This window comes from Maccoyibacter intestinihominis, assembly GCF_040096355.1.
Classification (GTDB): domain Bacteria; phylum Bacillota; class Clostridia; order Lachnospirales; family Lachnospiraceae; genus Maccoyibacter; species Maccoyibacter intestinihominis.
The window spans coordinates 304,699-321,015 of record NZ_JBBMEX010000001.1 but is presented as its reverse complement, the minus strand read 5'-3'; the positions used below and the strand labels follow the sequence as shown (position 1 = coordinate 321,015).

16 protein-coding genes are annotated in these 16,317 nt (G+C 42.1%); 1 reads left to right on the top strand and 15 read right to left on the bottom strand.

Annotated elements, in window-relative coordinates:
* The 5 genes from WMO43_RS01520 to WMO43_RS01500 form a co-directional block, all read right to left on the bottom strand.
* Positions 1-1,278 carry an ATP-binding protein gene (locus tag WMO43_RS01520; RefSeq protein ID WP_353529514.1) on the bottom strand — a complete coding sequence of 426 codons (1,278 nt, stop codon included), beginning with the start codon at positions 1,276-1,278 and terminating at the stop codon, positions 1-3.
* 331 nt (positions 1,279-1,609) lie between these two features.
* Positions 1,610-1,762, bottom strand: a complete 153-nt coding sequence (locus WMO43_RS01515) for a TetR/AcrR family transcriptional regulator (RefSeq protein ID WP_353529590.1) — start codon at positions 1,760-1,762, stop codon at positions 1,610-1,612.
* A 191-nt stretch (positions 1,763-1,953) separates the two neighbouring features.
* Positions 1,954-2,589 carry a hypothetical protein gene (locus WMO43_RS01510; protein ID WP_177962913.1) on the bottom strand — a complete coding sequence of 212 codons (636 nt, stop codon included), beginning with the start codon at positions 2,587-2,589 and terminating at the stop codon, positions 1,954-1,956.
* 228 nt (positions 2,590-2,817) lie between these two features.
* Positions 2,818-3,408: a cytidylate kinase-like family protein gene (locus tag WMO43_RS01505; RefSeq protein ID WP_177962914.1), complete on the bottom strand. Its 591-nt coding sequence runs from the start codon at positions 3,406-3,408 to the stop codon at positions 2,818-2,820.
* 12 nt (positions 3,409-3,420) lie between these two features.
* Entirely contained in the window at positions 3,421-4,788 is a 1,368-nt protein-coding gene (locus WMO43_RS01500) for an MATE family efflux transporter (protein ID WP_353529510.1), read from the bottom strand.
* A 331-nt stretch (positions 4,789-5,119) separates the two neighbouring features.
* Between WMO43_RS01500 and WMO43_RS01495 the strand changes: the two genes are divergently transcribed.
* Entirely contained in the window at positions 5,120-5,317 is a 198-nt protein-coding gene (locus tag WMO43_RS01495; protein ID WP_353529509.1) for a nitroreductase family protein, read from the top strand.
* Positions 5,318-5,465: 148 nt separating this feature from the next.
* On the opposite strand, the gene WMO43_RS01485 is transcribed toward WMO43_RS01495, so the two are convergent.
* The 10 genes from WMO43_RS01485 to WMO43_RS01440 form a co-directional block, all read right to left on the bottom strand.
* Complete coding sequence (locus WMO43_RS01485; protein WP_353529507.1) at positions 5,466-6,269, bottom strand: CPBP family intramembrane glutamic endopeptidase; 804 nt, start codon at positions 6,267-6,269, stop codon at positions 5,466-5,468.
* Positions 6,256-6,906, bottom strand: a complete 651-nt coding sequence (locus WMO43_RS01480) for an HAD hydrolase-like protein (protein ID WP_353529505.1) — start codon at positions 6,904-6,906, stop codon at positions 6,256-6,258. Before WMO43_RS01480 ends, WMO43_RS01485 begins: the two co-directional genes overlap by 14 nt.
* Positions 6,906-7,727: a 2-amino-4-hydroxy-6-hydroxymethyldihydropteridine diphosphokinase gene (folK, locus tag WMO43_RS01475; protein ID WP_353529503.1), complete on the bottom strand. Its 822-nt coding sequence runs from the start codon at positions 7,725-7,727 to the stop codon at positions 6,906-6,908. The genes WMO43_RS01480 and folK overlap by 1 nt, the downstream gene beginning before the upstream one ends.
* Positions 7,728-7,733: 6 nt before the next feature.
* Complete coding sequence (gene folP / locus WMO43_RS01470) at positions 7,734-8,570, bottom strand: dihydropteroate synthase (RefSeq protein WP_434784157.1); 837 nt, start codon at positions 8,568-8,570, stop codon at positions 7,734-7,736.
* Between the two features lie 12 nt (positions 8,571-8,582).
* The gene (locus WMO43_RS01465; RefSeq protein WP_353529500.1) at positions 8,583-9,074 is read right to left on the bottom strand and encodes an HD domain-containing protein; all 492 of its coding nucleotides are present in this window, start codon (positions 9,072-9,074) and stop codon (positions 8,583-8,585) included.
* A 2-nt stretch (positions 9,075-9,076) separates the two neighbouring features.
* The gene (folE, locus tag WMO43_RS01460) at positions 9,077-9,628 is read right to left on the bottom strand and encodes a GTP cyclohydrolase I FolE (RefSeq protein WP_177962921.1); all 552 of its coding nucleotides are present in this window, start codon (positions 9,626-9,628) and stop codon (positions 9,077-9,079) included.
* A 27-nt stretch (positions 9,629-9,655) separates the two neighbouring features.
* Positions 9,656-10,933 carry a bifunctional folylpolyglutamate synthase/dihydrofolate synthase gene (locus WMO43_RS01455; RefSeq protein WP_353529499.1) on the bottom strand — a complete coding sequence of 426 codons (1,278 nt, stop codon included), beginning with the start codon at positions 10,931-10,933 and terminating at the stop codon, positions 9,656-9,658.
* A complete protein-coding gene (locus tag WMO43_RS01450) occupies positions 10,930-13,170 on the bottom strand; it encodes a DNA gyrase/topoisomerase IV subunit A (RefSeq protein WP_353529497.1) in 2,241 nt (746 codons plus the stop codon). The genes WMO43_RS01455 and WMO43_RS01450 overlap by 4 nt, the downstream gene beginning before the upstream one ends.
* A 10-nt stretch (positions 13,171-13,180) precedes the next feature.
* Positions 13,181-15,103 carry a DNA gyrase/topoisomerase IV subunit B gene (locus WMO43_RS01445; protein WP_353529495.1) on the bottom strand — a complete coding sequence of 641 codons (1,923 nt, stop codon included), beginning with the start codon at positions 15,101-15,103 and terminating at the stop codon, positions 13,181-13,183.
* A gap of 128 nt (positions 15,104-15,231) precedes the next feature.
* Entirely contained in the window at positions 15,232-16,308 is a 1,077-nt protein-coding gene (locus WMO43_RS01440; protein ID WP_353529493.1) for a PucR family transcriptional regulator, read from the bottom strand.
* Between the last annotated feature and the right edge of the window lie 9 nt (positions 16,309-16,317).

Genomic DNA, 16,317 nt, shown 5'->3' with positions numbered 1-16,317 from the left:
CTATGGTTTCAATGCCGTAATTGGAACAACATAGACCCCATCCGGTCTCTTATACGCCATATTAGACATTCCACATATAACACATAAAAGTTTAGGTGGCGTATCTCCTTCTTTTTCCATAATTGACTTTAGTTTTAATAATTCTTCTGCTGCAGCATCTATCTGGTTCGCTCCTAATTTTACTTCAAATGCTCCCCAGGTACCATCCGGAAATTCAACAATCGCATCTGCTTCATTCCTTCTTTCATCTCTGAAATGAAACAAATTTGCATCATGATATTCGGCATATATTTTTAAATCATGTTCACACAAGCTCTCAAAGATAAATCCAAACGTATTCAAATCATTCAACAGCATCTTTGGTGTAGCACCCAATGCTGCCACTGCCAAAGAAGGATCTGTAAAATGTCTTTTTGCAGATTTTAAAATTCTTCTTGATGACCGAAGATTTGTATTATATGCCGGCTGATCATCCAAAATAAACAAACGTTGAAAAATATCCAGATAATCAGAAATTGTATCACGGTCAATTTCTATTTCATCCTTTGCTCCCATATCTTTTCGGAGTGTACTATTACCTGCTAAAGTACTTTCATTTCTACCCAGTGAATGCAATAATGACCATACTTTGCGTGAATCTCTCTTTACACCGTCCACACTAAACATATCATCGTCAACAATTGTTTTAAGATATTCTTTTGCCAACTTTCCACAGGTTTTTTCCGGTGTTTCTAAATTTCCCGGCCATCCACCTCTTACCGCATAGTAGATCAAACGTTCCAGTGTAACCTCTCCCGTGATTTTATTTTCCATGTTATCACAGAACAAATCTTTTAATGACACCTCTCCTGTAGAATCCCCTGTTTCATATAAAGACATGGTATTCATCCTGACTTTACTGATTCTTGCCGTTCCACTATGCATAATCCCCTTATGGTTTGGTGTTGCAGAACCGGTTAAAATATACTTTCCTTTTCTGCTGTCTTTATCAACTTCAAAACGGACAGCATCCCAAAGCGACGGAACCTCCTGCCATTCATCTATCAAACGCGGTAAATCTCCTTTTAATACTAAATCAGGACTGATCTGTGCCATTGTCCTCGTTTGGAAATTATTTTCCGGATTTCCTACAAAGGCTGCACTCTTAGCCCTGCTTCTAGCCGTCCAGGTTTTACCGCAATATTTCGGTCCTTCAATACAAACTGCTCCAAAGGTTTGCATATATTCATCAAATTGTTTTTCCACTAGTCTGGATTTATAACCCTCCGGTGTAAGCATAAGTCTGCACCTCCTGATTCTGTATCATTATATCTTTCTATTTCTGATTTTGTCAATTCTATTCCGCACTTTTCATAATTTCTATTCCGCACTTTTTATAATTTCTATTCCGCACTTTTCGCAATTTTCATTCCGCATTTTACTACTTAGTCTTATCCTTTTACCGATTTTTATGCAAATACCTGTTAAGTACTTTCATATAGGATTCATTATCGCTTCTGTTAAGAGCCCGATTAAAAATAATATTATATTGTGCACTGGAAAGTCCGAACAAGTGTATTTTGTCTTGCACTGACATTTCTGTTCCATAAATATCTAACAAGTGTTTATTTTATTGCATGGAAAATTCATTCAGGGTTCTTCGGATAGAGAACCTTATGATATCTTCTTTACACTCGTAGTTTCGATGAAAAGTAGATCTTGCGATTCCTGCTTTTTTCACCAACTCACTAATAGATATTTCCGAAAAATTTTTTGTTTCAATGAGAGATGCAAGTGCTGTTTCTAACGATTCAATTACAATTTGTATTGTAAAAATTAGAGAACAACAGTGTGCTTCGCCCGAATGGCTTTTGCTCTATAGAAAACACAATTTTCACACTTTAACGTAACACGGTATTTCCTATAACGTAAAAAACGCCGGTTCTGCGAATACAGTGCCGGCGTAAGTTACCTCTACCCAAAATAAGGGATCACTAATTGATACAAAAATGCTATGATCACGGATAGTCCCAGCTCCGCAACAAACTCTTTTGGTTTTCGACACATGATAATCACACCAATGATCCATGTGATAACCTCCATAAAATGAAACACATAAAATCCCTGTGTAATACAAAATGCCTGTGCAAATAATACGCCAAGGATCACAGCGGATATCAGAATCGCAATGATCCCTTCACCTTTTGCATACCAACATATATATGCCATAAAAAACGATGCAAAAGACATGAATATCCATATCCTCATATACGTCCTTGGCAGGAAACCTAAAACACAATTGCAATAGAGGTAATACCCTGCCAACATACTGATAAAAAACAGAAAAGTATTAACGGATGCTCTTAATGGAGATTTGGAATACACAGAAATAATGGTCGCCAATAAAATCCATATTGCCAGGCGTCCAAAATAATTTCCGATATCCAGTTGTTGTATCCACACCGGAAACAGATTATCGGAAGAACCATCCATCCATTTTTGTAATACTCCAAGGGCAAAGCCCAACAGGACCACCCCTGTTGTTGCTATGATTTGTTTTGGGAGTGATTGCCATTGTGCTGTCCTGACTTTTTCCAAAAATTGTTTCATTTTACCTCCGTAAATCCTGATTGGGATTTTCCTGTTTTCCCTTGTGCATATCGTCCCACAGGGCATTCTAAAATCGGATAATGGAAAATACAGATCAGGGAAATAATATAAACCAGTATAGCACAAAATGAAACTGATATGAAGGACTATATGTAATGCTTTTTTAACATTTAATACTCATTAAATCAGGGACAGGATAACCCTTTTGAGTTATTCTGTCCCTGATTCCTATAGTGTTGCACAATCCATTATTATTTTCTCACACATATCATATCCCAGCTCAGAGCTGTTCAAAGACAACGTATAATTGCCTGCCATTCCCCACTTCCGGTCTGTGTAAAAACGATAATTTGTCATACGTCTTTTATCAATATCTACCATCATTTTCAGAGCATCCGCTTCCGTAACATTATATAATTTACATATTCGCTTTACTTTTTCTGCCTTATCTCCATGTATAAATACATTTAACACATCATCTCTGTCATTTAAGATAAAATCTGCATTCCGCCCTATGATCACACAGCTTTCTTTTTCTGCGATTTCCAAAATCACTTTTCGCTGCACTTCATATACCATATCTTCCACCGATTTTCCTGTAATATCGCGTCCAGCAAAAGCATATGCGAACAATCCTTTCTTTGGAGATAATTCCGCATTTTCCTGAATGTATTCCGGTGAAAATCCCGACTTTTCTGCAATCTGTCCGATGATATCCCTGTCATAGTATTTCATTCCCAGTTTCTTTGCCACTTCTTCGCCGATAAAACGACCGCCGCTCCCGAACTCTCTGCTGATTGTAATGATTTTCTTTGACATCGATGTTTCCTCCTAACCTAAATTTTCCACTTTATTTTTTCTGATCCTCTTTAAGAATACATAGCCCACCAGACACGATACAAATTCCGTTATCGGAAATGCCCACCAGATCAGTGAAACTCCCATCTGACCATTTCTGGCAAACACAGAGAATATTCCTGCTAATGGCAATATGAGCACAAGCTGTCTGAGCAGTGAGATCACAAGTGACTCCATGCCGCCGTCTAACGCCTGATAAATTCCCTGATATGCCACATTGATTCCTGCAAAAATAAAACTAATGGAAATAATTCTCATTGCTCCAATAAAATATGTTCTGGACGGTCCGGCATTAAACAGTGTTGCAAATGCTCCCGTGAAAACCTCTGTGATGATAATCCCAAAAATCATCAGGACCGCTGTATAGATGAGACCGTATTTAATTCCGTCCTTAATCCGCTTTTTACTTCCCATTCCGTAAGCAAACGCAATGATCGGTGTAATCGCATCACGCAGTCCGAATGCAAGGAATAATACAAACTGCTGTACTTTATAGAACAGTCCGTATGCAGTCTGTGCGGATGGAGTGAACTTTAAGATCAGATTCATCACATATACCATGATAGACATAAAAGCCTGTGCGATGATCGCCGGAAGACCGATCGCATAGATTTCTTTTATAATTCCGGTATCCGGTTTCATGTACTTCGCCCCATGCTCAAATTCCTTATTTAATTTTACATGGAAAATCCATAATAATACTGCCGATGCAACCTGACCGATGACTGTTGCATACGCAGCACCTTCCACTCCCATTTCCGGAACCGGTCCGATCCCATAGATCATAATCGGATCAAGGATAATATTTACTACTGCTCCCACGACCTGACCGATGGTCGAATAGAGCGAACGCCCTGTTGCCTGTAATAGTTTTTCAAATAAGGAAAAGAAAATAATTCCAAAAGAAATCACACAGCATATTCTAAGATAACTTGTTCCCATTGCAATAACTTCCAAATCAACGGTCTGCGACGCAACATATGCCTTTACTCCAAAAATTCCAAACACCAGACATACGACATAGATAATTATTCCAAGGAATAAACTGTTTCCTGCAACCTTTGCTGATTTTTTATTGTTTCCCTGTCCTAAGGTCCTTGCTAAAAGTGCATTTGTTCCCACACCTGTTCCAATCCCTACTGCTACCATAAGCATCTGAACCGGAAATACCAGTGTCAGTGCATTCAGTGCTGCTTCACTCCCCACCTTCATGTTTCCAACAAAGGCACTGTCCACAATATTGTACACTGCCTGCAATGCCATCGATAAGATCATCGGGATTCCCATCTGTACCATGAGCTTATTTACCGGCATTTCTTTCATTTTGTTACTTTCTGCCATTTGAACTTACTCCTCCTTTTTCTACATAAAAAAAGTATGTACTCATAAGCTGGACTTACGCTGATAAGCTACACACTTTTTTAACGGCATTATAAAATTTTAAAATAGAAAAACGAGTAGCAAAAACTGGATTTACGCTAGTCTGCTACTCGTTCATGCATTATTATATTTCTTATTTTCCAAAAAGTCAAACAAAAATCTTCTTGCATTTTTTCTGATCCATGTCATAATCACGATGATCAGTGCCGCTATGCACCCCTTGCTTTTGTTGCATGTTACCGCATCAATTGCACCATGCCTGAATATGCATAGATTGATATGAGTGCATCTGTTGAAAATTTTTTGTTTAGAAGCCGATGCTCTTGAGCTTGGCGCCGTCTGGCTTGGAATTGCTCCACTAAACAAGCGGATGGAAGCCGTCCGAAATGTATTGGATATCCCAGAGGATTTAGACGCTTTTGCCATTATTCCGTGCGGTTATCCGGAATCCATCCACCCTCAGCAGGATCGGTTCGTTTATATGTTTTAAAATCCAAATGTTCATAAAATCCAACTGCCTGCGGATTCTGCTCGTTGACTGTAACTTCCCGGATTCCATAATTTTGAATACCATATTTCTTCCCAAATATTCAAAAGAGGCGCCACCAAGGGCGTCCTCTCTTCTACTTCATATATTTTCATATTATTTTCTTTCCGTCCCCTTTTCCTTTCCAGAACACCAGCAGATACAATCCTATAAATACCAGTCCCATTCCTACAGTGGTAAGTGCCTGCGCCTGCAAAGATTCATCCATCCATGACAGCCAGTTTGTCTCGGTGCGGATCACGGAAATCGTATTTGCTGCCATATGAGCCAAAATGGCTCCATAGAGATGCTTTGTCCGTTCCACGCAAAGGGCTAAAAAGACACCCAAAAATCCGGCATAGACAAACTGCACGATATTCATATGCATCATGCCAAAAATAATTGCGGATATCACAACTGCCCAGGTCATCCCAAGCCATTCCCGCAATCTCTTGTAGACCAGTCCGCGGAATACATACTCCTCTAAAACCGGAACCAAAATGCAAGGTCCTAAAATTTCAAAGATGACTGCCCCGCCAAAGAACTTCCTTGTTACACTCTGATATGTTGCAGAGACCTTCATTAACGGAGTCCATGAGATCAGATTATTCAAAACAACTGCTGCACAGGCTGCCATTACAAGAATGCCAAGCAGTGGAACGATTTCTGATCCCATATCGAGAAATAAATCCTTCGCTTTTGCCTTTTGTACGCCACGCCTCAACTGGTCATTCCGATACATGACATAGACGACCGGCAGCACAAACAACGTTGTCAATACTTTGATAAATCCGTAACTTTCATCTGTCAACGGAACAATGAGGCATACAACAAATGTTGCAACATTCATCAATACATAATAGATTCCAACCGGATAAACGATATCCCACGCCCTGTACCATTTAATATCTTTCAATGACCACTCTCTCCACTTCTTCTAAATCCCTGCAAACACTCACTGCACCTGCACGTTCTAAATCTTCTGCTTTTCCAAAGCCGTAGCTGACCCCGATACAATCCATGCCGACCTTATTTGCACCTTCTACGTCATAAATTGTATCACCGATTAAGACATAATCCTTTGGATCATTACTTCCGATCCGCTGAAACACTTCTTTCAGCACCTGTTCCTTCGTAGAAATCCTGCCGTCTAACGTTGCACCGACTACCTCGTCAAAGCAGGACAACAACCCGTGTTTTTCTAAAATCCGCTCACAGGCGGTCTCCGGTTTTGAAGATGCTAATACCAAAGGATATCCACATTCTTTTAAATGAAGCAGGGTCTGCTCCACACCCGGATAGAGTTCATTTTCAAAAATCCCCGTCACATCAAATCGTTCTCTGTACTTCCGGATCAGATCGATCGTCTCTTCATCACTAAAGTCATAGTTCTTCTGAAAGGTCTGCTTGAGCGGTGGCCCGATATATTCCTCTAGATCCTTTAAATTTTCCACGTCAATCCCTTTAGATCTCAAGGCATACTGTACACATCTTGTAATCCCTAAAAAGGAATTAATGATCGTACCATCTAAATCAAACAAAATGGTTGTCATCAGGCTTCCTCCTTCACTGCTTCTAACATCTGTGTCACTGTTTTTTTCAAGATCGGATGTCTGAAATTCGGCGCGATTTCCGCCAGTGGTTTCAAGACAAAATAGCGGTTTTCCAAATCCACATGCGGTATGATCAGATCCTCTGTCTCGATCAGTTCCTTATCATAGAATAAAATATCCAGATCCAGTGTCCGCGGTCCCCAGTGGATCTTTCGTTCCCGTCCTGCCTCCTGTTCGATCCGGTGCAGCTCCTCTAAAAGCTCCTGTGGAGTCAGAAGCGTCTCTAATTCTAAGCATCCATTTAAAAAATCCTCCTGCTCCACACCACCGTAAGGTTTTGTGACAAGTAACTCCGACACCTGCCGCAAGCGGCATCCCCGGATATGTTCCAATGCATCTAACGCTGTTTTAATATAGGCTTCCCGATCTCCCATGTTAGAGCCAAAGGACAGATAGACCTCATGCCAGCCCCTCTCGATCTCCACCGATACCGATTCTAATGGTAGTCCGATCGGTGCCCATGGCTTTTTGATCTCCAATAAGACCTTTTTCAGATTCGGGATTGTTAAAAGCATTGCCTGTGCTAACTGCTCGGCTGCTGACTCGATCAGCTGATAGGTATTTTTTTTCATAAAATCCGTAATAAAATGACTGACCTCTCCATAATGTATCGACTTTGTCAGATCATCTGTCATCCCGGCAGCCTTCGTATCCGTATAGAGCACTGCACTGACTAAAAATTTCTGTCCTAATTTTGTCTCTTCTAAAAATACACCATGGTTCGCAAATACTTCGAGATTTTGAATCTTAATCTTATCCATTACTTTTTATAAATCTTTCCTTCCAAGAACTGCTTCTGTCATCATAATGGCACGTTTATTTTCCTTTACATCATGCACACGCACAAATGCCACTCCCTGCATGACACCCATAACCGTTGTAGCCAGTGTGCCTTCCATTCTCTGGTCACTTGGCAGATCCAGACTGAGACCGATCACCGATTTTCTGCTCGTTCCAAGCAACACCGGATAACCTAACTCCTCTAAATCTTTCAGACATCGGATCGCCTCTAAGTTATTGTCATAGGTCTTACCAAAGCCCACACCCGGATCTAAAATAATACGCTTATTTTTTACACCGGCTTCTTTGGCGATCTTCACACTCTCTTTGATATCCTCGATCATTTCTTTCATAAAATGTTTGTAGGAAGCCTCGTCCCGATTGTGCATCAGACAGCATGCCACTTTCGTATCTGCGACCAGCTTTGCCATATCCTTATCGTACTTCATACCCCAGATATCATTGACTAAATCCACTCCGGCTTTGATATTTGCTTTTGCCACTTTACTCTTATAAGTATCAATGGAGATTGGAATATCAAAACGCTCTTTTAATGCCTCCACAACCGGAACGGTGCGCTCGATCTCCTCTTCATCGGAAATCATCGTATATCCCGGTCTGGTGGATTCTCCACCGACATCAATAATATCGGCTCCGTCGTCAATCATTTCCTGCGCATGAAAGAGTGCCCGGTCTAGCTGATCATACTTTCCCCCATCAGAAAAAGAATCCGGTGTCACATTTAAAATTCCCATCACATAAGTATGATTCTTTACATCAAATTCCCTGTTTCCGATTTCGATCGTTTCAATCTTTTTTTTCATCTTATCCTCCAATTACCGCTCTATGCGGTGCTCCTTCTCCTCAACACTCCACTTACAGCTCTCATATACGTCACAGAACCGGCAGTTTCTCGATCTCCTGTCTGCCTTTGCTAAAATCCTGTGAAACATCGGTGCTTCGTTCCCCTCAATATTTTCCTTATTGCGATGCTCTGTAATGGCATCCAATATTACCGCCTGCCGTTCCCATGGATATTCTATTTTCTGTAAAAAATATCTCGCACGTTCTCTGCCTGCAATGTGATGTCCGATGCCGCTTTCATACTCATCAACTCTTCCAAGATCATGCAGCAGCGCCGCTATGTAAATATCTTCTTTTTCTAAACCAAGCTGTGTTTCTAAATTTTCTATATAGGCAATCCGCGCCACATCCAATAGATGCCCGATCCCATGATGACAGTAGATCCGATCTTTTTCTAATTCTTTTAAACGCTCTAACAACTGTCTGTATTCCCTGTCTCCTGACAGCTTTTCTACATACTCCATCCTTAACGCACCATCTGAAAAAAGCGGTTTTGTAACTCTGTATCTTTTTCAAAAATGCCACGCGTTACATAGGTAACGGTCCTGCTTCCCGGTTTTTTAATACCACGCATCGTCATACACATATGCTCTGCTTCGATCATGACCATTGCCCCCTGTGGTTTTAAATGCTCCATCAGCGCATCCGCGATCTGTGCGGTAAGCTGTTCCTGCATCTGTGGTCTTTTCGCATAGACTTCTACGGTTCTTGCTAACTTGCTTAAACCGACCACTTTTCCATCCGGAATATAGGCAACATGTGCCTTTCCATAAAACGGAAGCAGATGATGTTCACAGGTAGAGTAAAAGACAATGTCTTTCTCCACAACCATCTCATTATTTTTTACATGAAAGGTTTTTGACAGATGTTCCTTTGCATCCTTGCCCATACCGCCAAAAATCTCCTGATACATACGGGCAATACGATCCGGTGTTTCTAACAGCCCCTCTCTTGTACAGTCCTCGCCGATACCTTCTAAAATCAGGCGGACACCCTCTTGTATTTTCTTTTCGTCCATGACTTCACCTGTGCTTTCCAATTTATCTTAACCCTGTCCTAAGGCTTTTTTTACTTCTTTTAAATAGGATAAAGAGCCGACTGCAAGTATGACATCGGACTCTTTTGCTGTTTCCTTTGCCATCTTCACTGCTTTACCAATATCCGGCACATACCAAATATTGTCTGCATACTTTTGGGCTTCTTTTGCCAAACTCTCACCGTCTAAAGCCCTTGGGCTATCGGGTGTGACCGTAAATACGGCTTTTGCCCCCGGCAATAAAAGACGCAGCATTTTTTCATGCTCCTTATCTGCAAGTACCCCTATTATATATATAATTTCCCTGTTTGTAAAATCCTTTTCGATCGTCTCCTTCAGACGTTTCGCGGCAATCGGATTGTGCGCTCCGTCTATGATAAATAGCGGCTCTGTCTGCAAAACTTCATATCTGCCATGCCAGATCGTCTTTGCAATCCCACTTTGCACCGCTTCTTTCGTTATGGGATAACCGGATTCTTCTAGCAATTTTAAGACTGCTAATGCCAGTGACAGGTTCTCTCTTTGCCATATGCCGCCAAGTGCGGTATGTACTGATCCATAGTGTACATCCTGCAGCGTTGTTCCCCATATGGGAGCTTCCTGCATATACTGCGGCACTTCTACCAGAACACACCGTGAACCACATTCCTCTGCCTTGTTCTTTATGACTTCGCACACACTGTCACCCTGTTTCAATGCAACTACCGGACATCCTTTTTTGATGATCCCGGCTTTTACTTTTGCGATCTCTTCTATGGTATTTCCTAAATACTGCATATGATCCATGCCAATCGAAGTCAGCACACTGCATACCGGATGTGTGATCAGATTGGTCGCATCTGTCTCTCCGCCCATACCGGTCTCTAATAAGACGAGGTCGCATTTTTTTTCATAAAACCATAAAAACGCTGCCGCTGTCTCTACCTCAAAGACAGTCGGATGCGGACATCCCCGCTTTGTCAGCACTTCACAGGCGGTTTGAACTCTTTCAAAAACCGCGGCGTATTCCTCTTTAGAGATCATCGTTTCTCCTATGCGAAAGACTTCTCTTCTTTCAAATACTGCCGGAGAATTATAACGTCCAACCCGATATCCGACCTCTGTCAGTGCCGCGGATAAAAAGGCACAGACTGAACCCTTTCCATTCGTACCCGCTACATGGATGATGTGCAGCTGCTCCTGTATGTTTCCAAGTTCCTGCATCAGATTTCGGATACTCTCTAGTCCTAAAATACTTCCATATTTTTTTGTACTGTCTGCAAATTCTGCTGCCTCTTCATAGGTCATTTCTTTACGCCTCTGGTATCTCTCTTTCCGATATGGAGTCTGTGCAGTGCCACCTCTTTTTCTTTCACGGTGACGACTTCCTCCCCGTCCGGTGGCAGAACATAAATCTCCTGCATCTGTTCACGGGCGGCTAGCCTCATGCCACGCACACCGACGGCTCCTTTTTTCTTCTGTGGTATCTCACTTGCTTCTAACCTTAAGAAATACTCTTTATCGGAACGAAGGATCAATGACTCTTCTCCTTCTAAGACACGCACCGTTAACAGCATATCTCCCTCTGTGAGTTTTGTGGCTGCGATCGTTCGTTTGGCAACATCAAATTCACTGCCATCCACAACTTTACACATTCCGTTTTTCGTTCCAAAGAATACCTTATGTTCTGCAAGTTTCTGTAAGTTCATCAGATAGACGATATTTTCCTGACTGCTGTCATAGTTACTGAGGTTATCGATCGGTTGTCCCTTGTCCCTGAATTTTCCAAACGGCAGGTCTAATACCTTAATACTGTGCATTTTTCCGGTATCGGTAAAGAGGCATAATTTATCCGTGTTCCTACAAAGAACTACGCATTTATTTTCACTGTCTGCCGCCTCTTTATTTCGCTCATAGGTCGGTACATCCACTGTTCGTCCATAACCGAAACGATCCATCAAAAAGACAACATCCATTTCTTCGATTTTCTTTTCCTCGACCACTGCTGCCTCGACATTGTCAATCACAGTCTTGCGCTCTTTTGCATATTCCTTTTTAAACGCCTCCAACTCCTTGATAATTACCTTTGCCATTGCCGTACGGCTTCCTAAGATATTCTCATAAGTCGCAATATTTTTTAACGTCTTATCATGCTCTTTTAACAGTGCTTCGATTTCTAATCCGATGAGCTTATAAAGACGCATCTCTAAGATTGCCGTTGCCTGTTTTTCGGTAAACTGAAGCTGCGCTGCTAACTGCTTTGACTCCTCGGATTTGAACTTAATCGCATCGGTCTTGCCATGAACTAAGCAGGCTTTTGCATCTTTGATATTCTTAGAACCACGCAGAATCTCAATGATTAAGTCAATCACATCACAGGCTTTGATTAAGCCCTCCTGCACTTCTTTTTTCTCAAGCTCTTTTTCTAACAGTGTTTTGTACTTTCTTGTTGCAATCTCATACTGGAAATTCACATGATGACGAATCATCGGAACGATTCCCATGGTTTCCGGTCTTCCATCTGCAACGGCAAGCATGTTAACGCTAAACGTATCTTCTAACTTTGTCTTTTTATAGAGCAGATTACAGATATTTTCGGCATCTGCCCCACGTTTTAACTCGATGACAATACGGATGCCCTCTTTTGAGGACTGATTCGAGATATCCACGATATCATTTGTCTTTTTCGTCTCTACTAAAGAATAGACATCATTTAAAAATTTTCCAATGTTTGCTCCGATCATGGTGTAAGGGATCTCTGTGATGACAATCCGTTCTTTGCCACCCTTCATTTTTTCAATCTCAACTTTTCCACGGACCTTGATCTTACCGCTTCCGGTAGAATAGATAGAGAGTAAATCATCCTTATTTGTTACAATTCCTCCGGTTGGAAAATCCGGCCCTTTGATATATTCCATCATCTGCTCGGTATTGATGTCAGGATTTTTCATATATGCCTTTACACCGTCAATGACTTCGCCAAAATTATGCGGCGGGATACTCGTTGCCATTCCGACTGCGATTCCCTCTGCACCATTGATCAGGATATTAGGCACCTTGACCGGAAGCACCTCCGGCTCTTTTTCCGTCTCATCAAAATTCGGGACAAAGTCTACCACATCTTTGTCTAAGTCGGCTAAATAGGCTTCCTGTGTGATCTTTTGCAGCCTTGCCTCGGTATAACGCATGGCTGCCGCCCCATCACCTTCAATCGAGCCAAAATTACCGTGGCCATCCACCAGTGGAAGTCCCTTTTTGAAGTCCTGTGCCATGACAACTAAAGATTCATAAATGGAGCTGTCACCATGCGGATGATATTTACCCATCGTATCGCCGACAATTCTCGCACATTTTCGATATGGTCTGTCATAGCGGATTCCCAGTTCATGCATATCATACAAGGTACGTCTTTGTACCGGTTTGAGTCCGTCTCTTACATCCGGAAGAGCTCTTGCAATAATGACACTCATCGCATAATCAATATAGGCTTTCTGCATGACCTCCGAATATTCTGTTCTAATTAGATTCTCTGCTCTTGCTTCCATGCTTTTCCTCCTATACATCCAGTTCCGCGTCATTTGCATGCTCATAGATAAAGGCTCGTCTTGGCGGAACATCCGAGCCCATTAACATCTCAGTGACATCCGATGCCATCTTTCCATCTTCAATGACCACCTGTTTTAACATTCTTGTCTCCGGGTCCAGTGTGGTCTCCCAGAGCTGTTCCGCATCCATCTCTCCTAAACCTTTGTATCTTTGCAGGGTAAAATTGCCTTTTTGTCGCTTACGATACTTCGCTAGTGCGGCATCATCATAGAGATATTCCTCCTGCCCTTTCGATGGAATGGCTTTATAAAGAGGCGGCATCGCGATATAAACATGTCCCTCTGAGATCAGTTCCGGCATAAAACGATAAAACAGTGTTAACAGCAAGGTGGAGATATGCGCTCCATCCACATCGGCATCTGCCATAATGATGATCTTGTCATAACGCAGCTTAGAAATATCAAAATCATTTCCAAACCCTTCCGAAAATCCACAGCCAAACGCATTGATCATCGTCTTAATCTCTGCATTGGCAAGTACCTTATCAATCGTTGCCTTTTCCACATTTAAGATTTTTCCACGGATTGGAAGAATTGCCTGAAAATTACGGTTTCTGGCTGTCTTTGCCGAACCGCCCGCGGAATCTCCCTCGACAATAAAGATTTCACACTGGGAGGCATCCCTGCTTTCACAGTTCGCTAACTTTCCATTAGAATCAAAGGAAAACTTCTGCTTTGTCAAAAGATTTGTCTTGGCTTTTTCCTCTGTCTTACGGATCTTTGCCGCACGTTCCGCACAGGAAATGACCGCCTTTAAATCCTCTAAATTTTTATCAAAATAAAGCTGTATCTCGTCTCCCGTAATCTTTGCGGTTGCCCTGGAGGCATCCTGATTGTCTAACTTTGTCTTGGTCTGACCTTCAAATCGAGGATCCGGATGCTTGATGGATACAACGGCTGTCATACCGTTTCGGACATCTGCCCCCGTAAAGTTTGCATCCTTTTCTTTTAATATCCCAAGCTCTCTCGCATACTGGTTGATGACACTCGTAAAGACGGTTTTAAAGCCTGTAATATGCGTTCCGCCCTCTGCATTATAGATATTGTTACAGAATCCGAAAATGTTTTCATGGAATTCCGTTGTATACTGAAATGCAGCCTCCACGGTAATGCCTTCATTTTCGCCTTTAAAATAGACCACCTCGTGAAGTGTTTCACATTTTTTATTCAGATCTCTGACAAACCCGATGATCCCATCCTCCTCATGGAATACGATCTTTTCTGGTTCTTCTAACCGCTTGTCCTCATAGATAATGGTCAGTGCCGGATTCAGATATGCTGTCTCATGTAATCTGCTTTTGACCTCATCCTCTTTAAACCTCGTCTTTTCAAAAATCTCCGCATCCGGAAGAAAATTAATCTTCGTTCCGGTCGCTTTTGTCTTTCCAATCACCGGAAGAAGTCCGTTCTCTAACTCTAACACAGGGATTCCACGCTCGTAACGGTCATGGTGGATCACACCCTCCCTGCTGATCTGTACATCCATATATTCAGAAAGAGCATTGACTACCGAAGAACCGACTCCATGCAGACCACCACTTGTCTTGTATGCGGAATCGTCGAATTTTCCTCCCGCATGCAGTGTGGTAAATACCAGACGTGCTGCCGGAATTCCTTTTTCATGCATTCCAACCGGCACTCCCCGTCCGTTATCTTCTACGGTACAGGAACCATCTGCCTCTAAGGTGACATGAATCGTGTCACAGTTGCCTGCTAAATGCTCATCTACCGCATTGTCTACAATTTCATATATTAAATGATTTAAGCCTTTTCTTGTTACACTTCCGATATACATTCCGGGTCTTTTACGAACTGCCTCTAACCCTTCCAGAACTGCAATACTGCCGGCATCATATTTCTCTTTTCCTGCCATGTCTCTTTCCTTCCTTATCTCATTTCTGCCATACTTTTTCTAGTATAGCACAGCCTTACTTTTTTTTTCAACACAGTTTCTCCGGCAGATACTTTTAGAAATCCTCCAAAAGCACCTGCCGGAGCTGTTTACAATCCCTGTAAAGACCGGTGTTTCAGATCTGTCCGGATCATCAATGCCAGCCGCAGCTTCATGGCATCCTCAAATCTCCTTACATCCAGTCCTGTCATTTTCTGTACCCGTTCTAAACGGTATACTAACGTATTCCGATGGATATACATCTGTCTTGCCGTCTCTGAAATATTCAGGTTATTCTCTAAGAAACGTTCGATTGTACCCAGATCCTCCTCCTCAAGTTCCCCTTCTTTGCCGGAGAACACCTCTTCTAAAAACCGCTCTCCCGACTCTCTTGGCAGCTCATAGACCAGTCTGCCCACACCAAGCCGTTCATATGCCATCACACTGTGCCGCATTTCAAAGATGCTGCCAATCTCTAATGCCTGTAATGCCTGCTCATAGGATTTTGAAATCCCGATCAGTTCTTCCGCTAGTCTGCCGTATCCGATGTGTAACTGCTGCATGGCCTCTGCCTGTACATTGTCTAAGATCCGGTATGCGATGCTCTCTATTTCAGACGGTTCTTTCCTATCCTTCACATCTTTTACAAGCACGATCGTCTCTTCATCGATCGGTAATAAAAAATCATGTCTTCTGTCACAAAAAAGATTTTTTAAGGTCTCCATACAGGCAGTCTCTGTCTTTCCCACCGTCCGAAGGACATAGACCATCCATGCAGAAGATGCAATGTGCAGTCTTTGCATCGTATTTAAAACCTCTGTCGGTTCCAACTTTCCATGCAATACCTCTAAAATGAACTGCTCCCGGCTCATCGGCTGTGTTTCTAATGAAAGCAGATTCCGTATCTGACAGACTGCTAACCTTCCGACCAGCACGGTTTCTGTGGCAATCTGCGGTAACACTAGAACATAAGCCGCTTCCGGTATCGTAATCTTAAAAAAATAAAACTCCTCCTGCTGCCACTCTGCCTGATCCAAAGACAAAAAGGCTTTTACATCTGTTTTTCGTATATTCATATCCGAAAATGGTGCCACGAGCAATTCTGCCGCATCTGAAAACAGTGCCGCATCCATTCCCGCTATTTCCCTGATCTCCGTTAACACTTCCTGCAGCTTTTTGTCTTTCAATCTCTTCGT

Bases quoted from the DNA above. Each gene is read 5' to 3' on its own strand.
- WMO43_RS01520 (WP_353529514.1), bottom strand. From the start codon at position 1,278: ATGCTTACACCGGAGGGTTATAAATCCAGACTAGTGGAAAAACAATTT.
- WMO43_RS01510 (WP_177962913.1), bottom strand. From the start codon at position 2,589: ATGAAACAATTTTTGGAAAAAGTCAGGACAGCACAATGGCAATCACTC.
- WMO43_RS01505 (WP_177962914.1), bottom strand. From the start codon at position 3,408: ATGTCAAAGAAAATCATTACAATCAGCAGAGAGTTCGGGAGCGGCGGT.
- WMO43_RS01500 (WP_353529510.1), bottom strand. From the start codon at position 4,788: ATGGCAGAAAGTAACAAAATGAAAGAAATGCCGGTAAATAAGCTCATG.
- WMO43_RS01480 (WP_353529505.1), bottom strand. From the start codon at position 6,906: ATGACAACCATTTTGTTTGATTTAGATGGTACGATCATTAATTCCTTT.
- folK (WP_353529503.1), bottom strand. From the start codon at position 7,727: ATGGATAAGATTAAGATTCAAAATCTCGAAGTATTTGCGAACCATGGT.
- folP (WP_434784157.1), bottom strand. From the start codon at position 8,570: ATGAAAAAAAAGATTGAAACGATCGAAATCGGAAACAGGGAATTTGAT.
- WMO43_RS01465 (WP_353529500.1), bottom strand. From the start codon at position 9,074: ATGGAGTATGTAGAAAAGCTGTCAGGAGACAGGGAATACAGACAGTTG.
- folE (WP_177962921.1), bottom strand. From the start codon at position 9,628: ATGGACGAAAAGAAAATACAAGAGGGTGTCCGCCTGATTTTAGAAGGT.
- WMO43_RS01455 (WP_353529499.1), bottom strand. From the start codon at position 10,933: ATGACCTATGAAGAGGCAGCAGAATTTGCAGACAGTACAAAAAAATAT.
- WMO43_RS01450 (WP_353529497.1), bottom strand. From the start codon at position 13,170: ATGGAAGCAAGAGCAGAGAATCTAATTAGAACAGAATATTCGGAGGTC.
- WMO43_RS01445 (WP_353529495.1), bottom strand. From the start codon at position 15,103: ATGGCAGGAAAAGAGAAATATGATGCCGGCAGTATTGCAGTTCTGGAA.